This window comes from Streptococcus sp. HMSC077F03 (genome assembly GCF_001812375.1).
GTDB lineage: Bacteria > Bacillota > Bacilli > Lactobacillales > Streptococcaceae > Streptococcus > Streptococcus oralis_S.
Map to the genome: position 1 here is coordinate 363,986 of NZ_KV808797.1, position 18,729 is coordinate 382,714.

The following is an 18,729-nucleotide window of genomic DNA, read 5'->3' on the forward strand; positions in this document are numbered from 1 at the left end:
TTCTTTTTCCTTTTTTAATCTCTAACCTCTTTTATTTCATTGAGGCTTTTTTTAATTTTTTAAAACGATAATACAGACCTGGAGCCAATGTTAACATCACATAGATCGCCTTATTTTTCAAGTTAATCCGCTTATTCTTCAATACTCTTCCTAGATGAGGTCGGATCTTTCTTTGAATACGAAGGATTTCCCTTTTGGAAGAATCTGAGATTAAGATGAAAATGTGGAGACTACCGATGAACAAACGGGCGATGACAGCATCATCAAGTTCTGTATTGGCAGAATAGTCCTTCTGGACAACTTCTGCCAAATGATCCATAGAATCATAAAAATCATAGTGCTTACTATTGAAGTTTGATAAGGTAATACTGTTTGGTCTACGATAATAATGATAGATACCTAAATCAATCACACAAACTGATTCTACTTCTTTCAAGTAGTCACTGATAACATATAAGTCTTCATAGATTTTCCCTTTTGGATAGGGGTATTTTTCTACGATATCTCTGGGAAAGAGTTTAGCCCAAGCAGAGATCGTGGCAATTGTACCATAGAGCATCTCTATTAAAGTTTCTTCAGAAGAAAGAAGGGTAGCTTTCGATAACAATTCGTCATTTAATTGATAGTTTTGGTAGGAATCATGTTCGTAAGTATCCTTACCTTTTCCTGCGACAATACGAGCACCTGTACGTTTTTGAAGTTCCACCAAAAGTTCAAGTGCACAAGGCTCAAAATAATCATCTGGATCTAGGAAAACAATCCATTCCCCTTTAGCTTTTGCGAAACCATAGTTTCTAGCATCAGACAAGCCACCATTTTCTTTATGATAGGCCGATACCCAATCATACTCACTTGCATACTGATCGCACAGTTTCCCAGAATCATCCGTGGAACCATCATCAACTAAGATAACTTCAAAATCTTTATAGGTTTGATTGACCAAGCTTTCCATAGCATAATGAAGGTAGTCCTCTACATTATAAATAGGTACAATTACTGAAATCATATTTTCTTTTCTTTCTCTTACTCAGTTAGATATTTAAATCTCAAATGAACTTTTATCTGGGAAAAGTTGATTCATAGCTTTAATAAAGTCATCCATCACCTGATTTTCATTTTGGACATTAAAACCGTCATTAATACACATAACCTTATATTTCCTAGAATTTAGAAGTTTCCAAAAATCTGGCCCAGCATTATCTAATGAAAAGAGACCGCCTAACTTAGGATTTCCAATTGCATATTGACCACTAGCAATCTGCCAATACTTAAAGAGCCAAACATTGGTATCAGATGGACTTCTAAAGCGACTAGCAGATGTTTTTTCTAAGACATCTTTTTCCTTTTCCCATACCAATTCCATTGTTGACTTTAAGAGTGGATGCGTTAAATGATTTTCCCAAAAACCACAAATAAATTTGCTGTGTCTATACAATAAAGATTTAGCAATACCTTTAACACCTTGTTTAATTGAGAAGAATTTGCCATTCTTTAAAATTTCCTCACGAGTAAAATGTGTTGTTATAATTCCCATATCATTCATTTGGAAATGGCCAGTGCCATATCTCTCCGTTGTAACAGGAGCTAAAGCCGTAACATACTTTGGTAAACCATCATCTGAAAAGAAATCTGTCGGTTCAACTGGAGCTGTGAGATAAACATCATCGTTAAAGAACACAAAGCACTCAGAAAGACCTGGAATCCGATGGATATTGCTTTCGATAGGATTGGCAGAAAAAACTGGTAGATAGTCATTGCAGATAATCTCTGTATGATCTACCAACACCAATTTATCGCTATTTAACTCTAACCAAGAGGGTTTTTGCTGATCAGTCACAAGATAAACCTTATTGACCCAAGGGGCAAATTTTTCTACCCCTCTAAACCAGTATTTAAAGGTTCCCCATTCACGATAAGCCTTATCCGAATTCATGCTTTCCTTAGAGGTATTAATTGTTCCATCGTACTGTGCTTTCTTTTTTCTCCAAACCGGATCATTACCATCAACCCAGGTAACAACAAAATCAATTTTTTCTACCATTCAGTCTCTCCTATTTAAAAATCTAACAGTCTTTCCATCAATTTAATAGACGTATATTGCTCAAAATATAGGTTCTTTGCCTTCGCAACCTTTTGAAGCAACTCATCAACTGAAGGATCAAAATCTTCTATAATTTGTGCTAGTTTTTCAAAGTCACCTGACGGATAGAAAGTCACTAGCGATTCATTAACATAGTCTCGAACAGAAGGAATATCATTTACAATGATAGGAACTCCTAAAGACATTGCTTGAAGCATAACCATATGACCAGCGGATAAATCAATATCTTTTAACGATAGGACAAGGAAATCAGACTTAGCTAATACATCTCCAAAGGTTTCTACTACTACATCAGATAAAACTTGAATGTTTGAACCATGCGTAGGAACTCTCCATGGCTGAGTTGCAATCACACACGGCATTGAAAGGTTTGAAGTCTCCACTGCCTTGACTAAAGTCTCATAATCTCGGTTACTACCTCCACCTGAAAAGATATACTTAGTTGGTAAAGAACCTTGATAAGTTAGTTGATTATCATAATCTAAGCCGTAATGAATAAATTTAAATTTCTCCTGAAATTCTGGAAAGAGTTCCGAATAATAATGAATTTCTTTTGAACCATAGACTATGATATTTCCGATATTCTGGAAAGACTTTTTCACAAGTTGCTTTCGTAAATAATAATAGATTTTATTTTTCTTATTCTCAAACAAAAATCCTGCTAATGTAATTTCCTTGCCACTTTTATTTAAAATTCCTAAAAAGATCCCTACAAGAGGATTTACACAAATAATTTTCTTGACATCATATTTTATGAATTTCCGAGCATAATCATAGGACATTTTCCACATTAAAAAATGATACAAAGCACTACCGATGTATTTGAAATTACGTACTCTTCTTATGAGTGGACTTTCATAGTTGGTATAAACTACTCGGCTCCCGCCATGAAGAGATTGATAATGCTCTTCATTCTTTTTTTGCAGCTCACTGTCTAAAATGATTAAATTTTCCATTATACCCCTTATTGTAAATTATCATAAAATTCCGAGAAGTTCTTGATGTAACTCTCCAAAGAAAACAGCTCTTTTTGTCTCTGATATCCTACTCGCCCAAATTTTTCTCTTTTTTCAGAACTATCTAGTAAGAGAGAAATGGCATTAGAAAGTTCTTGAGGACGATTTGGTTTGACTAAGCAACCACTTTTATCATCTACTACCATTTCAGCTATTCCCCCATTGTTATAACCAACAACTGGTTTTGAACAAGCCATGGCTTCTAGGACTACTGTAGGTAGGGAATCAGGTTTTATACTTGGTAAGACAAAGATATCAAACATATTATAAAGTTCAGAAGTCTTATCGTAGTAATCAATACGATGAATTTGTGACACAACAGATGAAGAAGCTATTCTATTATCTAGTTCTTCTAAGCGCCATTCTTCACCAGGAAAAACACCTCCAGCTAGGAAAGCCACCGCTTTCTCATTCTTTTCCAAAAGTGGCTCGACTGCTTCTATGAAATCATTTTGTCCTTTGATAGCATTGACCCGACCAATCATGCCAATCACAAGTGCATCTTGAGCAATATCAAATTTTTCACGAATAGAAGACGCATCCATTGGGTAATAGACAGTATTATCCACACCGTTATAAATCACTTTCACTTGGCTCTCTTTGATAAAGGGAGACTGCTTGATATGATTGGCAACCGCTTGAGACACCGTCACAATCTTGTCTGCATATCGTCCCATGAGCATATTGATAAAGTCAGAAATAGCTTTGGGTTTGACGATAATCTCATGAACATGCCAAATCAAAGGCAGCTTGAGCTTGCGTTTCAAATAGATGCCCTCCAAAACAGCCGCTGTATTATTGTGAACCATATCTATACTGTGTTCTCGAGCATAGAGGGCGATTTGCTTAGCATAGAAATTATAAGAGCGAATATAGTCGGCAATGCCCTTAGGATTAAAGTATTTTCTACGTAAAATCGGATAATCCAACACACTGACCTGAGCCCCAACTTGACGCAAGGCCTCGACTAAAACACCATCATTTGGCAGGATGACATGAGCTTCAAATTCTTTGGAATCCAATCCTTTGATCAATTCCAATAAGACCTTATCTGCTCCATACATTTCTGCACCAGCATGCAAGTATAAAATCCGTTTCATTCCCTATCCTTTAAACACTTCTTCATAATCTGACACAATCTTTTCCCATGTGAAAGCTGAGAGGATTCTTTGGCTTGACTTGAAATCCAAGTCAGTTATTGCTACCTGATCAAATCCTTCTACTTCCTCAATGACACGTGCCAACTCATCTTTTTTCCAATAAATGGCCCCATCTTCACCAACTTCACGGTTAAAACCAACATCTAGCAACAAATTTAGTTTTGTGGATGCTAGGGCTTCCAGTAAAGAAGGGTTGGTTCCTCCAACCTCATGCCCATGGAAATAGGCAAAGGCGTTTTCACGAATGTACTTGAGTAACTCTTGGTCATAGACAGTACCGACAAATTTGACCCTAGGATCTTTGTCAAAACCAGTATCCCGTAACAACTGGTCGTAAAATTTATTCTGCTCCACATTTGTGATGAGAACAAAGTCCTTTTTGGACTTGGACTTGATAAATTCACGAATCATGGCTTCGTAGTTATTTTCAGGAACAAATCGTCCCACTACTAGATAATAGCCATTTTCGCTAACTCCTTTTTCCTGATACCAATCCCGAACTTTGGTATCTTCTGCTTTCAGGATTGAAGGAGCTGTATCTGTCCCATAGGCAATATAGGTGGTCTTTGGTTGATATTGCTTATAATCCTCTTGGATATATTGTTCAATATTTTTACTGTCACAGACCAATAAATCTGCATGTTTGACCATGAGCTGCTCTGAAAATTTCCAATACTTACGAACTGGTAAACTCCACTTTGCTCGCAACCATTCATGACCATCAGGATTTACCAGCAATTGGCCTCCGATGGCACGAATTTTTTTCTTAAGCCCAGAAATAAAAGGACCGATGCGACAAGCTAGAATGTAAAAAATGGGAGCCTCGTCCTTGTTTTCCTTAGCCAATTCAATAGCCTTGTTGACCGCTGCGATATCGTAAGCGATGGCGCGGGCAGGTCCGATATTGGGTACATCGATGTTGAAGCAAATGGCTCCATTGTGCTCAAACTGATCTTCCGTAATACCAGACTTGGCTGAATTTTCACGCATACAAGCAACATAGTATTGTATGTTGCTGTCTTTTTGATATTCGGTTAATTTTTCAACAAAGGTTTCAAATCCTCCATACTTAGCAGGAATCCCCTTTGAACCAATGATATAAACTGACTGTTTCATTTCTCTCCTAACAGGACTGAAGGGCAGAAATTACTTCGCCCCTTCCCTCATAAAGACCACTTTAACGGTCTTTAACAATATTTCAATATCTTTCCAGATTGTCCAGTCATCAATGTAAGCTACATCTAATTTGACAACTTCATCGAAATTTTTGATTTCACTTCGTCCACTAACCTGCCATAAACCAGTAATCCCGGGCTTAAAACTGAGACGACGTTTCTGTTCTGGCGTATACTTTTCATACTCATCAATAGTTGGAGGACGAGTCCCTACTAAACTCATATCCCCAATTAGTACATTCCAAAACTGCGGCAACTCATCCAAACTTGTCTTACGAATGAAGCGTCCAATTGTTGTGACACGTGGGTCATTGTCCATTTTGAACATCCCCCCCTGCATCGTATTCTGATTCATCAGCTGTTGTTTAATCTCTTCCGCATCTACACGCATAGAACGAAACTTATAAAAAGTAAAGCGACGACCATTTTTTCCAATACGCGTTTGAGAAAAAATGGCCGGCCCACCATCTCTTCGAATCAGTGGTACCAATACTAAACTAACTACAGCAAACAGAACAAGTCCAACAATAGCTCCGCAAATATCTACAATTCGTTTTGCAACTACATGACTAGGCTTGTAAAATTTTGTTGAAAAGGTTACAACATTCAAACCTGCCATTTCACGAATTTTTTTATCACTACCCAAATAGTCGTTAAAAGCATTTAGGTTGACTGTCACATCTATTCCCATTGTTTCAAAAAGAGAGATATAATCTTCAATATTATACTCCTCACTAGGTAGATTGATAAAAACTTCATCAACAACTTCATGAGTTGCAAAATTTAAAACATCTTCAACTGGTACTACTTTTAAGTGCTCATGTTGAAAATTAGGCTGATCTAAGACACTAACAGCTTCTAATTCCCATAAAAAATCACTCGATTCTAACAGTTTGTCTATTACCTTCTCTACTCTAGACGTAGCCGTAATCAAGAAAACTTTTTTTCTCCCTTTAAAATTTGGTAATAGACGTTTCCAATAGCGTTTAATACATAGATTCAATAGATATAGTAACACGGAATGCATTGTTAAAAAGTAGATCATTCCTCGTCTTGAAATACTAAAGCGTTCCTTCAAGAAAAAATTAGAAATACTTATTGCCAATGCAAAGAAAATAATATACTTCGCTATTCTGATAAACTCAGCCAAGTACCCTCTTTTGAAAAAATCTTGTCCATAATCACTAATATAAAAGACAAAATAATGGAGAATGTATAGGATAACCATTGAAGTGTATACAATCTCTGTTTCTTTAACAAAACTGAGTAAATAAGCTAAAATAATGACAAGAAAACTCTGGAATACTGCCAAAGAAATCTTCAATCCCTTTTCTTCCATAATATCTTCCCTAGGCTATTTATTATTTTTTGCCATAATTCCCATAGTTTCCATATGCTCCATAGGAGCCATATTTTTCGACTGAAGTATTAAATTTATTTAGAACTACTCCTAGAAATGGTTTACTTGTTTGTTCGAGTTGTTCTTTAGCTTTTTGGACATCGCGACGATTTGTTTCACCAGCCGCAGTCACCAAAACAGAAGCATCACATTTCTGTGTAATGATTGCAGCATCAATAACAACTCCTATCGGTGCGGTATCAACAATGATATAATCAAAGTATTTATGCAGAGTATCAATCATAGTTGCAAAATTTTCACTTTGTAGCAAAGCTGTAGGGTTTGGGGATACAGAACCTGCCTGGATAACAAATAAATTTTCAACATTTGTTTCGCATAAACCTTGTGATAAGTCTGTTGTCCCTGATAAATATTCTGTTAACCCTGTAATCTTTTCACGTGATTTAAAAACACCCGACATGACAGAATTACGGATATCCGCATCGATTAACAGTGTCTTATATCCCGCACGCGCGAAAGCCCAAGCAATATTAGTAGAAGTTGTTGATTTTCCTTCCCCAGGCTTTACAGATGTAATTGCAATTACTTTTAAATTATTCCCACTCAGTTGAATATTGGTGCGAAGCGCATTGTAGTACTCTTCAGCTTTTCTTGCCTGATCCAATTTTTTGTGTGCAATTTCTAACGTTGGCATTTCTCTCTCCTATCTCAATTTATCCAAGTTTGGAACAACTCCCAAGAGTGCAATTTGCATAACATCCTCAACATCTTCTGGGCGTTTCACTCGTGTATCCAAGAGTTCAACAAGGAGAACAGTGACAACCATCGCAACTGCTCCCACAAGGAATCCAACCATTGTATTACGACGAATATTTGGAGACGATGGCGATGTTGCAGGACGTGCTTCTTCAAGTGTCGTCACATCTGAAACTCGCGTTACACTGATGATTTTTTGAGCAGCAACCTCTCTCAAAGAGTTGGCAATCCGACTTGCTTCTTCCGGTACGCGATCAGTAACAGAGATAGAGACAATACGTGTATCAACAGGAACTGTCACTTTAATTTTACTAGCAAGACCTTTTGGAGGGAGTTCTAATTTCAAATCAGTCGCAACCTTCTCTAAAACGTCTTGCGAGAGAATGATTTCACGATAGTCTTTTACCAGGTAAGATCCTGCTTGCAAGTCTTGGTTAGTCAAGCCAGGCTTATCTCCCTGATTACGATTGACCACATAAATTCGGGTCGTACTCGTAAACTCCGGCTTCACAATAAAACTACTGTAGGCAAATGCTACTGTCCCTGTCACGAATGCCACCAAAGCAATTAAAAATTTTCGTTTCCAAAGGATTTTAAGCAAGTGAAATACATCGATTTCCATCATATTTTGTTCTTTCATTTTTTCTCCTAAATCAATTGATCCATTATTATTTTTCGGGGATTATCCTTAAAAAGTTCCTTAGCCTTATCTTCACTGTATTTTTTTGCAATGATATCATAGGCTTCCTCCATATGAGGAGGTCTACCATCTAAGTTGTGCATATCACTTGCTATCACGTGAACCAGATCTCGTTCCAAGAAATACTGGGCTCTCTTTTTCATAAATTTATAGGTTTCTCCAAAGAGTTTTGGTTTCAAAACATGAGAACTATTAACCTGAGTATAACATCCCATATCAATCAGTTCTCGCACGCGCTTTTCATTGTTTTCTAAAGCATCGTAACGTTCAATGTGGGCAATGACGGGTGTAATGCCTAACATTAGAATATCACTCAATCCCTTATGCATATCTCGATAGGCTGTATTCATACTAAATTCAATTAAAGCATAGCGACTATCGTTAAGGGTTGGGATTAATTTCTTTTCTAACTTCTCAACAACATCCGGCGTATAGTAAATTTCTGCCCCATAGGCAATGATTAAGTCATCCGCAACTTCCTTAGCCATTTCTCGCACCTTCAGAAAGTTGGTTGCGATTTTTTCTTCAGGAGTTTCGAACATCCCTTTTCGTCTATGCGAAGTGGAAACAATTGTTCTCACTCCTTGACTATAGGCCTCTCTAAGTAGTTTTTTACTCTCCTCTATTGACTTTGGACCATCATCCACATCAAAAACGATGTGCGAATGGATATCTATCATGCTACTTGCCCTCCATCACATCATTGATAGCAGCTTTAGCAGCAGCTAAACTGCTATCGTCAATTTCCATCATGTAGAGGTTACTATCTGGCATAGCATAGGATGGAAGATCTGTTCTACCCGTTCCTTTCAAGTCTTGAGAATTAACCTTATACTTACCACCACTATCCAGCTGGGTATTGACCAAATCCATCATGGTTTCTAGCGGCATATTGGTTTGCAAAGAGTCTTGTAATCCTTTGATGATGTTATCGTAGTTTTTTAAAGCCTCAGTTGACGTCAACTTCTGAATAATAGCAACAATGACCTTTTGCTGGTTCCGACCACGATCACGGTCTCCATCTGCTAAAGAGTAGCGTTCGCGGACAAAGCCAAGGGCCTGTTCCGAATCTAGATGAACATTTCCTACAGGAAAATGGTACTTACCATGCAAAGAAGTGAAATCCTGATCATTATAGACATCAACGCCACCTAAAAGGTCAATCAATTTCAAGAAAGAAGTGAAGTTCAAACGAACATAGTAATTGATATCAACCCCGTATAGGTTTTCCAAAGTATGAATTGACGAGTCCACTCCATAGATTCCAGCGTGGGTCAATTTATCCTTTTGATTGTTTCCTCCATCCGCAATCGGAACATAGGAATCTCGAGGCGTTGTAGTCAGAAGAATTTTCTTGGTATCTCGATTCACAGTCATTAGAATATTCACATCAGAACGAGATACTGAACTAATCGGTCCGTAGGTATCAATTCCACTGACATAAATATTAAACGTCTGATTTTTAGATACCTTTGGTGCCGCAACATCCTTAGTTAGTTTTTTTGTATAGATTTTTTTAATTTTCGAAGCATAATCTGGATACTCTGCTTCGATGATGTTTTCAAAAACACTATTTAAGACAATTGCTTTCGTTTCGCCAGAAAGCAGACTCTTATAAGCTGCCAGATAAGAAGCACTCTGTTCAACTGTCAAGTCTTTACTCTGTGTCGTCTTAATATCTGCCATCAACTTTTGGATATTATCATTATCTGTTTCAGTCGGACCTGTTACACTATCCAACTGAGTAACATTGTTGATTTCACTGTCTTTTAAAACGACCACACTCATCGAATACTCTGAATAGTTTGATGTCGCATTGATGTGATTGGTCAACCCTACAAACTGATGAAGTGCAAATAGTGAGACAGAACTGACTAGTACAGCAAGCGTCAAAAAGAAAACCGTGAATTTCTCGGCTTTTTTATAAACTATCAGTAGGGTTGCAATTACAATAGAAATTAGAATTAAAATCGTAGCCAGAATATTGAGATATCTAAAGGCCAGGATATTATGTTTAAAAATCAAGAACAACAAAAAACCACTCAATAAAAAATAAATGGATAATAAGAATATATTAATATTTCGCTTCGCATTCCCTAAACGAGCTCTCTTTGAGCGTCTACTCATAATAATCTCCTAAACCTTTATAATTAAAACCATTATATCATAAACCAACAATAAATGCCATTCATTCATTATAATTAAGCGTTTTTATTTATACCTTTTTCCCAAAAAAAATTTAGGTCATTTACTCGTTTTTAGTTTAATGGATACAAAAACAAGGCTCCTGAATAGGAAACCTTGTTCTCATCTTATTTTACGTGGTTTTCAAACTCTTTTTGGCTCTTTTCGATAGCTTTTTTACTTTCTTCTTCCCACTTAGCCTTGGCTTCATAAAATTGTTTCTTGGTAACAGGGTCTTTTTGTAATCTCATGTACTTATAATTATTTCCGTCACCCTTGATTCCCACTAGGGAGTAGGCACGTGTAAACGGAGTTACTTTGGTTACAGAGGCTGTACCGCCATTTGACATAGCAGACATGACCAGAGAATTGTCAATCATCCAAGCTTGAGCTGCAGCGTATTTTTCATAACGCTTAGCGACATCTTTATTCTCAACATCTGCTTCTTTTAGAAGTTTCGTATAGATATCGAGCCCCAAACTCTTAATGAGCTCTTGGTCTTCCTTGGCATCAAGACCAAAAATCTTGAGATAGAAGCCAGTTTCAGCATTGAAGGGATCTAGATAAGTTGATGGATCCTGGTAATCACCAACCCAACCATCAAAGTTTAGGTCGTAGTCACGAGCTGCTGGATTTGGTGCTAGGAAGGCAACATTTCCAAAGTCATCTGTAGAAAGCTGTTGAACATCAATGACGATATTGTCAGAACCTAGTACTGTTTCAAGGGTTTGTTTGACCGAGTTCATACCAGAGACCGCATTTTTATTCGTCTGATCAACAGGGACATCCAAATGGATTGGGAAAGTCACGCCTTGGGCTTCCAATTCCTTTTTAGCTTCCGCAAATTTTGCTTGGGCCTTTTCCTTGTTAAAGTAGGCATCTTGAGCATCTGCCAAATTGATACCTGACCACTCAGTTCCGTAGTTCACAAGCTTAGAAGCTGTTACTTCTCCAAAGGTCTTATCTCCCACCTGGACAAATGTTGGAGGAACTAGAGTATTACGAAGGGTTTTGCTCGCTGCTTCTTCACCGTTAGATTGAGCAGAGTAGGCTGTTCGATCAATACCAAAGTTGATAGCTTGACGGAAATTTTTATTTAAGATAGCTGTTTGAGCAGATTTCTTTTGTTCGTCCGTTGTTTTAGCGGTATGATTATAGGTTTTGCGGTTGACGTTAAAGTTAAAGTACCATGATGTCTTGTCTTGTAAGCTATAGACGATATTGTCTTGGTATTTTTCTTTTGTCTTAGCATAGTTCGAACTATTTGGATAGACTCCTGCAATCGAGTAAGCACCACTTTCAAAGTTTCGAATGGTCATCTCCTGATCTGACCCATCAAAGTAAGCTAACTTAACTTTTTCAATGGTTACTTTATCATGGTCATAATAGTGTGGATTCTTCACATATTCGATCGAAGATTTTGATGTGAAATCTTTTAACAGATATGGACCATTATAAAGGATACTGTCTGGTGTCAAGGTACCAAAATCTTTATCCTTTGATTTCAAGAACTCTTCGTTGACTGGGAAAAGAATACTATTGGTTGTCTTTGAATTCCAATACGGTTCTGGTCGAGTCAAAGTGTACTCGACTGTGTAATCATCCAAGGCTTTGACACCGACAGTTGAAAAGTCATTGGTCACACCCGTCACATAGTCATTCAATCCCTTGATTGAATTTTGGATCAGATCCATGGCTTGCCCCTTATTGTCCGCGGCATATTTGATCCCAGTGACAAAATCCTGAGCTTTGACTGAAGCGTATTCCTCACCATCAGCCGTATACCACTTGGCATCTTTTCTAAGCTTGTAGGTATAGGTCAAACCATCTGATGAAACAGACCAATCCTCCGCAAGAGCAGGTACGAGGTTCCCATAGCTGTCATTTTCTAACAAACCATCTACAAGATTGGTAATAACGGCAGTGTTATCTGCATAATAATCTAGGAGATAGTTAAAAGTTGTTGGATTCGCACTAAATGTTGATGAATAAGTGCTAGTATCTGTGTTGGACTGTCCACATGCCGAAAGCAAAATCCCGGTCGCTAAGACAAGACCTGTCCCAATCAGTCTTTTTTTCATTTTGATCATCATTCACTCCTTTATGTCACTTTTTATAACATAACCATATTTTATCAAATTTATTCAAAAATGTAAAGTTACCGCTTTTATGACAACTGGTGTATCAAAACAAAAAAGGAAGCATAGTTTCCTGCAACTTCCTTTTCTATTTATAGATTACTTGACGTGTTTTTCAAGTTCTTTTTGGTATTTGGCATTTGTCTCGATTTTTTCTTGTTGCCATTTCTTGAAGGCTTCTTCGTATTCTTTTGCAGTCACAACGTCATTTTGCAACTCCAAACCTTTGAACACAAATGGGTCTCCCTTGATTCCGACTTGAGAGTATGCTTTTGAGAATGGTACAGTTCGGCTAACAGTTGGAGAACCACCTGAAGAAGCAACTGGGATTAAAAGTGAACTATCCGATACCCAAGCTTGAGCTTTAGCATATTTTTCATAACGCTTGTTAAGGTCGCTGGTTTCAGCTGCAGCGTCATCCAAGAGTTTCTTGTATTCGTCCAGTCCAACTTGAGCCATCACTTCTGGATCTTTTCCGCGATTGATCCCCAAGTGTTTAAGGGCAGAACCCTTCTTAGCATCAAGGATGTTGAGGTAGGTAGCCGGGTCTTGATAATCTGGTCCCCAACCAGTTCCGTTCAAGTCATAGTCTTTTTGGGATGGAACCTTGGCTTGAGATGTAATGCTCATTTTCTCATTATCTGTCATTTGAAGGACATCGACAATGACATTTTCAGTACCAAGTGATGATTCGATAGACTGCTTGAGTGAGTTAGTTTGTTGAACCGCGATTACATCTGTTTGTTCAACCGGGATATCCAAATGGATTGGGAAGGTAACCCCCTTGCCCTGCAATTCTTCCTTGGCTTTAGCAAAGGCTGCCTTAGCTTTTTCAGGACTGTAAATCGTATCCTTGCCATCTGTAAGGGCTACATCTTTCCACTGGTCTCCATATGAAACGAGCTCTGCCTGTGCCAACTCTCCAAAGGTTTTTTCACCCACTTGAACGTAGTCATGTGGCACTAGGCTGTTACGGATAATCTTGTCCGCACCTTCTTCACCATTCAACTGAGCAGTATAAGAATGACGATCAAGGGCAAAGTTCAGCGCCTGACGGAAGTTCTTGTTGAGAAGAGCTTCTTTCGTTGATGTTTTTTGAGCTTCGTCTGTTTTAGCTGTTTTATTGTAAGATTGGCGGTTTACGTTAACAGTGAGGTAGTAGCTTGTCGCTTCTTGTGGACTGTAAACAATCTTATCGCCGTACTCTTGTTTAGTTGACTCAAAATTTGAACTTGTCGGGAAGAGACGAGCTGTTGTATAAGCTCCTTGTGTAAAGCTACGAATCAAGGATTCTTGGTCTGATCCATCGTAGAAAGTTAGTTTAATATTGTCAATCTTGACATTGTCCTTATCCCAGTAGTTTGGATTCTTTTCATATTCAATGACTGATTTTGAAGTCAATGATTTCAAGAAATAAGGACCATTATATAGGATACCTGATGGGGTTGGTGCACCGTAGTCGCTCCCTTTAGAATTCAAAAATTCTTCATTAACTGGGAGCATGGTTGCAGTTGTGACCTTAGAGTTCCAGAAACTCTCTGGTTTGTTGAGCGTATATTCTACCGTATAATCATCAACAGCCTTAACTCCTACGGTAGAGAAATCATTGCTCTCACCACTAACATACTCTGCCAAACCTTTGATAGAATCCTGAATCAAAGAAAGACCATCTGATTTTCCGTCAGCGGCATGTTTAAGCCCAGTAACAAAGTCTTTAGCTTTAACTTCAGCGTATTCTTCCCCATCAGAAGTATACCATTTTACACCCTTACGAAGTTTGTAGGTGTAAGTCAAACCATCCTTTGAAACAGACCAGTCTTCTGCAAGTGATGGAATTAAGTTCCCATACTTGTCATTTTCCAAAAGACCATCAACAACGTTTGCTATAACGTCAGAAGTTGAGCTCTTGCTCGTCACACTATAGTCCAAAGAAGATGGATCCATAGCATAGACATAAGAGAATGTCTTGGGAGCATCCGCTTTCTTTTCACTTTGCCCACAAGCAGTTAACAGTAGGGCCGCACTCAAAACAGCACCTGCTCCTAAGAGCCACTTTTTCGATTTCATAAGTAATCTCCTTAAAGATAGTGTTTTCACCATTATACCCTATTTTTTCATAAAAGCAAGAACTTTCGCCAGATTTTTTAGAAAATTCTAACAAATATTTTTTAAAGGTTTTTCTATATATTTTTCAACAAAAGAACCCCAAGCATCAAAGGCTTGAGGTTCACTTATTTTAATCCGCTAGTTCCACACAAAAGGCATCCCATGGAGCCAAGGTTTGTTTTTCAACTGCTTCTTTAGCAGTAGTGTTTTCAATCAAGATTGACTTAACTCTTCCTTCTACTGAAAAGTTTTGTTTTTCATTGGACAAGTTAGCCACAACTAGGAAGCGGCGCTCACCGTCCTTACGGATATAAGCAAAAACCTTATCAGCCGTATCAAGCAATTCAAAGTCAGCGCGAATCAGCCAACTGTTTTCCTTGCGGATTTGAACGAGTTTTTGATAGGTATAGAAAATAGATTCTGGATTTGCCAGTGCTTCTTGAACGTTGATTTTTTCGTAGTTTGGATTAACTGCCAACCACGGTTGACCTGTTGAGAAACCAGCATTTTGGCTCTCATTCCATTGCATTGGAGTACGGGCATTGTCGCGACCAATGATACGGATGCTGTCCATAATTTCCTCTAGCGGAACACTTTTTTTAAGAGCCTCACGCGCATAGTTGAGGGATTCAATATCTTCTACTTGATCCAGTGTTTCAAATGGATAGTTGGTCATCCCGATCTCCTCACCTTGGTAAATATAAGGCGTTCCTCTCATCAAATGAAGCAGGATTGCAAAGACTTTGGCAGATTTTTCACGGTATTCTTGGTCATTTCCCCAGATGGAGACGATACGAGGAAGGTCATGGTTATTCCAGAAGAGGGAATTCCAGCCATCTTCAACTCCCAGCTCTGTCTGCCATTTGTTGAAAATCTCTTTTAACTTCCCTACATTTAACTCTTTTTGATAGTGCCACTTAGGTTGCCCTTCCTGATACTGAAGACAGATGTGTTCAAACTGGAAAACCATTGACAATTCTTGTCCTTTTGGATCCGAGTAGAGCTTAGCAATCTCTGGCGTTGCTCCCCAGGTCTCTCCTACTGTCAAGAGATTCTTATCTCTAAAGGTCCCCTGATTCATTTCCTTGAGATAGGGATGGAGCATGGGACCATTATTCACTACCTTCTCATCAGGAATCTTGCCAATCATGTCAATAACATCCATACGGAAACCGCCAATCCCTTTATCAATCCAGTAGTTCATCATCTCATAAATTTTTTGGCGCAGTTTTTCATTCTCCCAGTTGAGATCGGGCTGTTTCTTGCTGAAAAAGTGAAGATAGTATTGACCCGACTTTTCATCGTATTCCCAAGCAGACCCACTAAAGATAGACTCCAAATCATTAGGCTCATCCCGCCAGATATAGTAGTCTCGCTCGGGGCTATCAGGATTTTCACAGGCCTCGACAAACCAGGCGTGTTCATCCGAGGTATGATTGACCACCAAGTCCATGATAATTCGAATGTCACGCTTCTTAGCCTCAGCGATCAATTCATCCATATCCTCCATAGTTCCGAAAATAGCAGCAATCGCTTGATAATCAGCAATATCATAACCATTATCATCCATAGGACTGTCATAAACGGGAGAAAGCCAAATCGCTGTAATCCCTAGTTTGGCTAGATAGTCTAACTTACTCGTAATTCCTGGCAAATCACCAATTCCATCTCCATTACTATCCATAAAACTCTTTGGATAGACTTGATAGACTACGGCATTGTGCCACCATTTTTCTTGCATCTGTTTACCTCATTATTTTAATAATCTATAGTCTATGATAGCGCTTTTTTGAACATAGTGCAAGCGTTTGCCTAATCTTTTTGATTTCTTTTTTGACTCCGTAGTTTCCTAACTTCCAATTTTTTATTATAATAGAGGTCAGAGGTAAAAAAATGAAAAAACAAGCTTTTAGTTCTGAACAATATTTGAATCTACAGCGCGACCACATCTTAGAGCGCATTAATCAATTTGACGGCAAGCTCTACTTGGAGTTTGGTGGTAAAATGTTAGAAGATTTCCACGCTGCTCGTGTTCTTCCTGGTTATGAGCCTGACAATAAAATCAAGCTCTTGCAAGAATTGAAAGAGCAGATTGAAGTTGTGATTGCTATTAATGCTAGCAATATCGAGCACTCTAAAGCACGTGGTGACTTGGGCATTTCTTATGACCAAGAAGTTCTTCGTTTGATTGACAAATTCAATGAACTGGGAATCTTTGTCGGTTCTGTTGTCATCACACAATACGCCGGACAACCCGCTGCAGATGCCTTCCGAAACCAGCTCGAGAAAAATGGAATTGATTCTTATCTTCATTATCCAATCAAAGGATACCCGACGGATATGGACCACATCATTTCTCCCGAAGGTATGGGAAAAAACGACTACATCAAAACCAGTCGCAACTTGATTGTCGTAACCGCTCCTGGACCTGGTTCTGGAAAATTGGCAACTTGTATGTCCAATATGTACCACGACCAACTCAACGGTATCAAGTCTGGCTACGCTAAATTTGAAACCTTCCCAGTCTGGAATCTGCCCCTTCATCATCCAGTCAATTTGGCCTACGAGGCTGCAACCGCAGACCTTGACGATGTCAACATGATTGACCCTTTCCATCTCCAAACCTACGGAGAAACCACTGTCAATTACAACCGTGATATCGAAATTTTCCCAGTGCTCAAACGTATGTTGGAACGCATTCTCGGTGAGTCTCCATACGCTTCACCAACAGACATGGGTGTCAACATGGTTGGTTTTGCTATTACTGATAATGAAGCTGCTATCGAAGCTTCTAAACAAGAAATCATCCGTCGCTATTATCAAACTGTTCTTGATTTTAAAGCTGAAAAAGTCGGAGAAACTGCTGTCAAGAAGATTGAACTTCTCATGAACGATCTCGGTATCACACCTGCAGACCGTCAGGTTGCTGTCGCAGCACGTCAAAAGGCTGAAGAAACCGGTGGTCCTGCCCTAGCTCTTGAATTACCATCTGGTGACATTGTCACTGGTAAAAACTCTGAACTCTTTGGTCCTACAGCTGCTGCCTTGATCAATGCTATTAAAAAATCAGCTGACATCGCTAAGGAAGTGAAACTAATCGAGCCTGAAGTCGTCAAACCAATTCAAGGTCTTAAAATCAATCATCTAGGTAGCCGCAATCCGCGCCTGCATTCAAATGAAATCCTGATTGCTCTTGCAATCACAGCTATGGAAAATCCTGATGCTGCGCGCGCAATGAAAGAACTGGGTAACCTCAAAGGAAGTGAAGCTCACTCAACCATCATCTTAACTGATGAAGACAAGAACGTCCTTCGCAAGCTAGGCATCAACGTAACCTTTGACCCATACTACCAATACGATCGCTTGTATCGCAAATAAAAACTCAAACCTCTCCTTTCTTGGAGAGGTTTTCTCTCTATCTCAAGAGCACCCTTTATGATATAATGAAGGAAGAAAACTGAAAGGATTTACCATGTCAAAAGAAGTTATTGTCGAAAGTTTTGAACTAGACCACACCATTGTTAAAGCACCCTATGTCCGCTTGATTGGGGAAGAAACAGGGCCAAAGGGAGATGTCATCTCCAACTTTGATATTCGCTTGGTGCAACCAAATGAAGACTCTATCCCTACCGCTGGCCTTCACACGATCGAGCACCTCTTGGCCAAACTCATCCGTACCCGCATTGACGGCATGATTGACTGCTCACCATTTGGTTGCCGTACAGGCTTCCACATGATTATGTGGGGACGCCATACCAGCGCTGAGATTGCAGCTGTTATCAAGGATTCGCTCAAAGAAATTGCTGAAACCACTACTTGGGAAGATGTTCCTGGAACAACCATCGAATCTTGCGGAAACTACAAGGACCACAGCCTCTTTTCTGCTAAAGAATGGGCGAAACTCATTCTGGAACAAGGAATCTCAGATGATGCCTTTGAGCGCCATGTCATCTAAACACAAAAAGGAACCAGCTTTTTAGCTAGTTCCTTCTTTTTTATTCTCAAAATTTTGTCTTATACTCAATGAAAATCA

15 protein-coding genes are annotated in these 18,729 nt (G+C 38.8%); 2 read left to right on the top strand and 13 right to left on the bottom strand.

The features are described 5' to 3' along the window. Positions 1-31: 31 nt before the first annotated feature. From HMPREF2853_RS08915 to HMPREF2853_RS08975, 13 genes are all read right to left on the bottom strand, one after another. Positions 32-1,006: a glycosyltransferase family 2 protein gene (locus HMPREF2853_RS08915; protein ID WP_070535893.1), complete on the bottom strand. Its 975-nt coding sequence runs from the start codon at positions 1,004-1,006 to the stop codon at positions 32-34. 33 nt (positions 1,007-1,039) lie between these two features. Further along, positions 1,040-2,041, bottom strand: coding sequence for a receptor polysaccharide phosphotransferase WefF (gene wefF / locus HMPREF2853_RS08920; protein ID WP_070535896.1), 1,002 nt, complete (start codon positions 2,039-2,041; stop codon positions 1,040-1,042). Positions 2,042-2,055: 14 nt separating this feature from the next. Next, the gene (locus HMPREF2853_RS08925) at positions 2,056-3,057 is read right to left on the bottom strand and encodes a glycosyltransferase (RefSeq protein WP_070535900.1); all 1,002 of its coding nucleotides are present in this window, start codon (positions 3,055-3,057) and stop codon (positions 2,056-2,058) included. A gap of 8 nt (positions 3,058-3,065) precedes the next feature. Continuing rightward, the gene (locus HMPREF2853_RS08930) at positions 3,066-4,217 is read right to left on the bottom strand and encodes a glycosyltransferase family 4 protein (protein WP_070535904.1); all 1,152 of its coding nucleotides are present in this window, start codon (positions 4,215-4,217) and stop codon (positions 3,066-3,068) included. 3 nt (positions 4,218-4,220) lie between these two features. Continuing rightward, positions 4,221-5,393, bottom strand: a complete 1,173-nt coding sequence (gene cps2T / locus HMPREF2853_RS08935; RefSeq protein WP_070535907.1) for a beta 1-4 rhamnosyltransferase Cps2T — start codon at positions 5,391-5,393, stop codon at positions 4,221-4,223. Positions 5,394-5,423: 30 nt separating this feature from the next. After that, positions 5,424-6,791, bottom strand: coding sequence for a sugar transferase (locus tag HMPREF2853_RS08940; RefSeq protein ID WP_049500992.1), 1,368 nt, complete (start codon positions 6,789-6,791; stop codon positions 5,424-5,426). 22 nt (positions 6,792-6,813) lie between these two features. After that, on the bottom strand, positions 6,814-7,506 hold the full coding sequence (locus HMPREF2853_RS08945) for a tyrosine-protein kinase (protein ID WP_001142496.1): 693 nt from the start codon (positions 7,504-7,506) through the stop codon (positions 6,814-6,816). 9 nt (positions 7,507-7,515) lie between these two features. Continuing rightward, the gene (gene cpsC, locus HMPREF2853_RS08950; protein WP_000664125.1) at positions 7,516-8,208 is read right to left on the bottom strand and encodes a capsular polysaccharide biosynthesis protein CpsC; all 693 of its coding nucleotides are present in this window, start codon (positions 8,206-8,208) and stop codon (positions 7,516-7,518) included. Positions 8,209-8,216: 8 nt separating this feature from the next. Beyond that, complete coding sequence (gene cps4B, locus HMPREF2853_RS08955) at positions 8,217-8,948, bottom strand: capsular polysaccharide biosynthesis protein Cps4B (RefSeq protein WP_049479875.1); 732 nt, start codon at positions 8,946-8,948, stop codon at positions 8,217-8,219. 1 nt (position 8,949) lies between these two features. Further along, a complete protein-coding gene (locus tag HMPREF2853_RS08960) occupies positions 8,950-10,395 on the bottom strand; it encodes an LCP family glycopolymer transferase CpsA (protein ID WP_070535910.1) in 1,446 nt (481 codons plus the stop codon). A 185-nt stretch (positions 10,396-10,580) separates the two neighbouring features. Continuing rightward, entirely contained in the window at positions 10,581-12,542 is a 1,962-nt protein-coding gene (locus HMPREF2853_RS08965) for a peptide ABC transporter substrate-binding protein (protein WP_083306912.1), read from the bottom strand. Between the two features lie 147 nt (positions 12,543-12,689). Beyond that, the gene (locus HMPREF2853_RS08970; RefSeq protein WP_070535914.1) at positions 12,690-14,657 is read right to left on the bottom strand and encodes a peptide ABC transporter substrate-binding protein; all 1,968 of its coding nucleotides are present in this window, start codon (positions 14,655-14,657) and stop codon (positions 12,690-12,692) included. A gap of 169 nt (positions 14,658-14,826) precedes the next feature. Continuing rightward, entirely contained in the window at positions 14,827-16,437 is a 1,611-nt protein-coding gene (locus tag HMPREF2853_RS08975; protein WP_049550234.1) for a glycoside hydrolase family 13 protein, read from the bottom strand. A gap of 152 nt (positions 16,438-16,589) precedes the next feature. Between HMPREF2853_RS08975 and HMPREF2853_RS08980 the strand changes: the two genes are divergently transcribed. Next, on the top strand, positions 16,590-18,074 hold the full coding sequence (locus tag HMPREF2853_RS08980; protein ID WP_049550233.1) for a DUF1846 domain-containing protein: 1,485 nt from the start codon (positions 16,590-16,592) through the stop codon (positions 18,072-18,074). A gap of 94 nt (positions 18,075-18,168) precedes the next feature. Next, positions 18,169-18,651 (top strand): S-ribosylhomocysteine lyase, encoded by a 483-nt coding sequence (locus HMPREF2853_RS08985; RefSeq protein WP_000032557.1) that lies wholly within the window; start codon positions 18,169-18,171, stop codon positions 18,649-18,651. Positions 18,652-18,729: the final 78 nt, after the last annotated feature.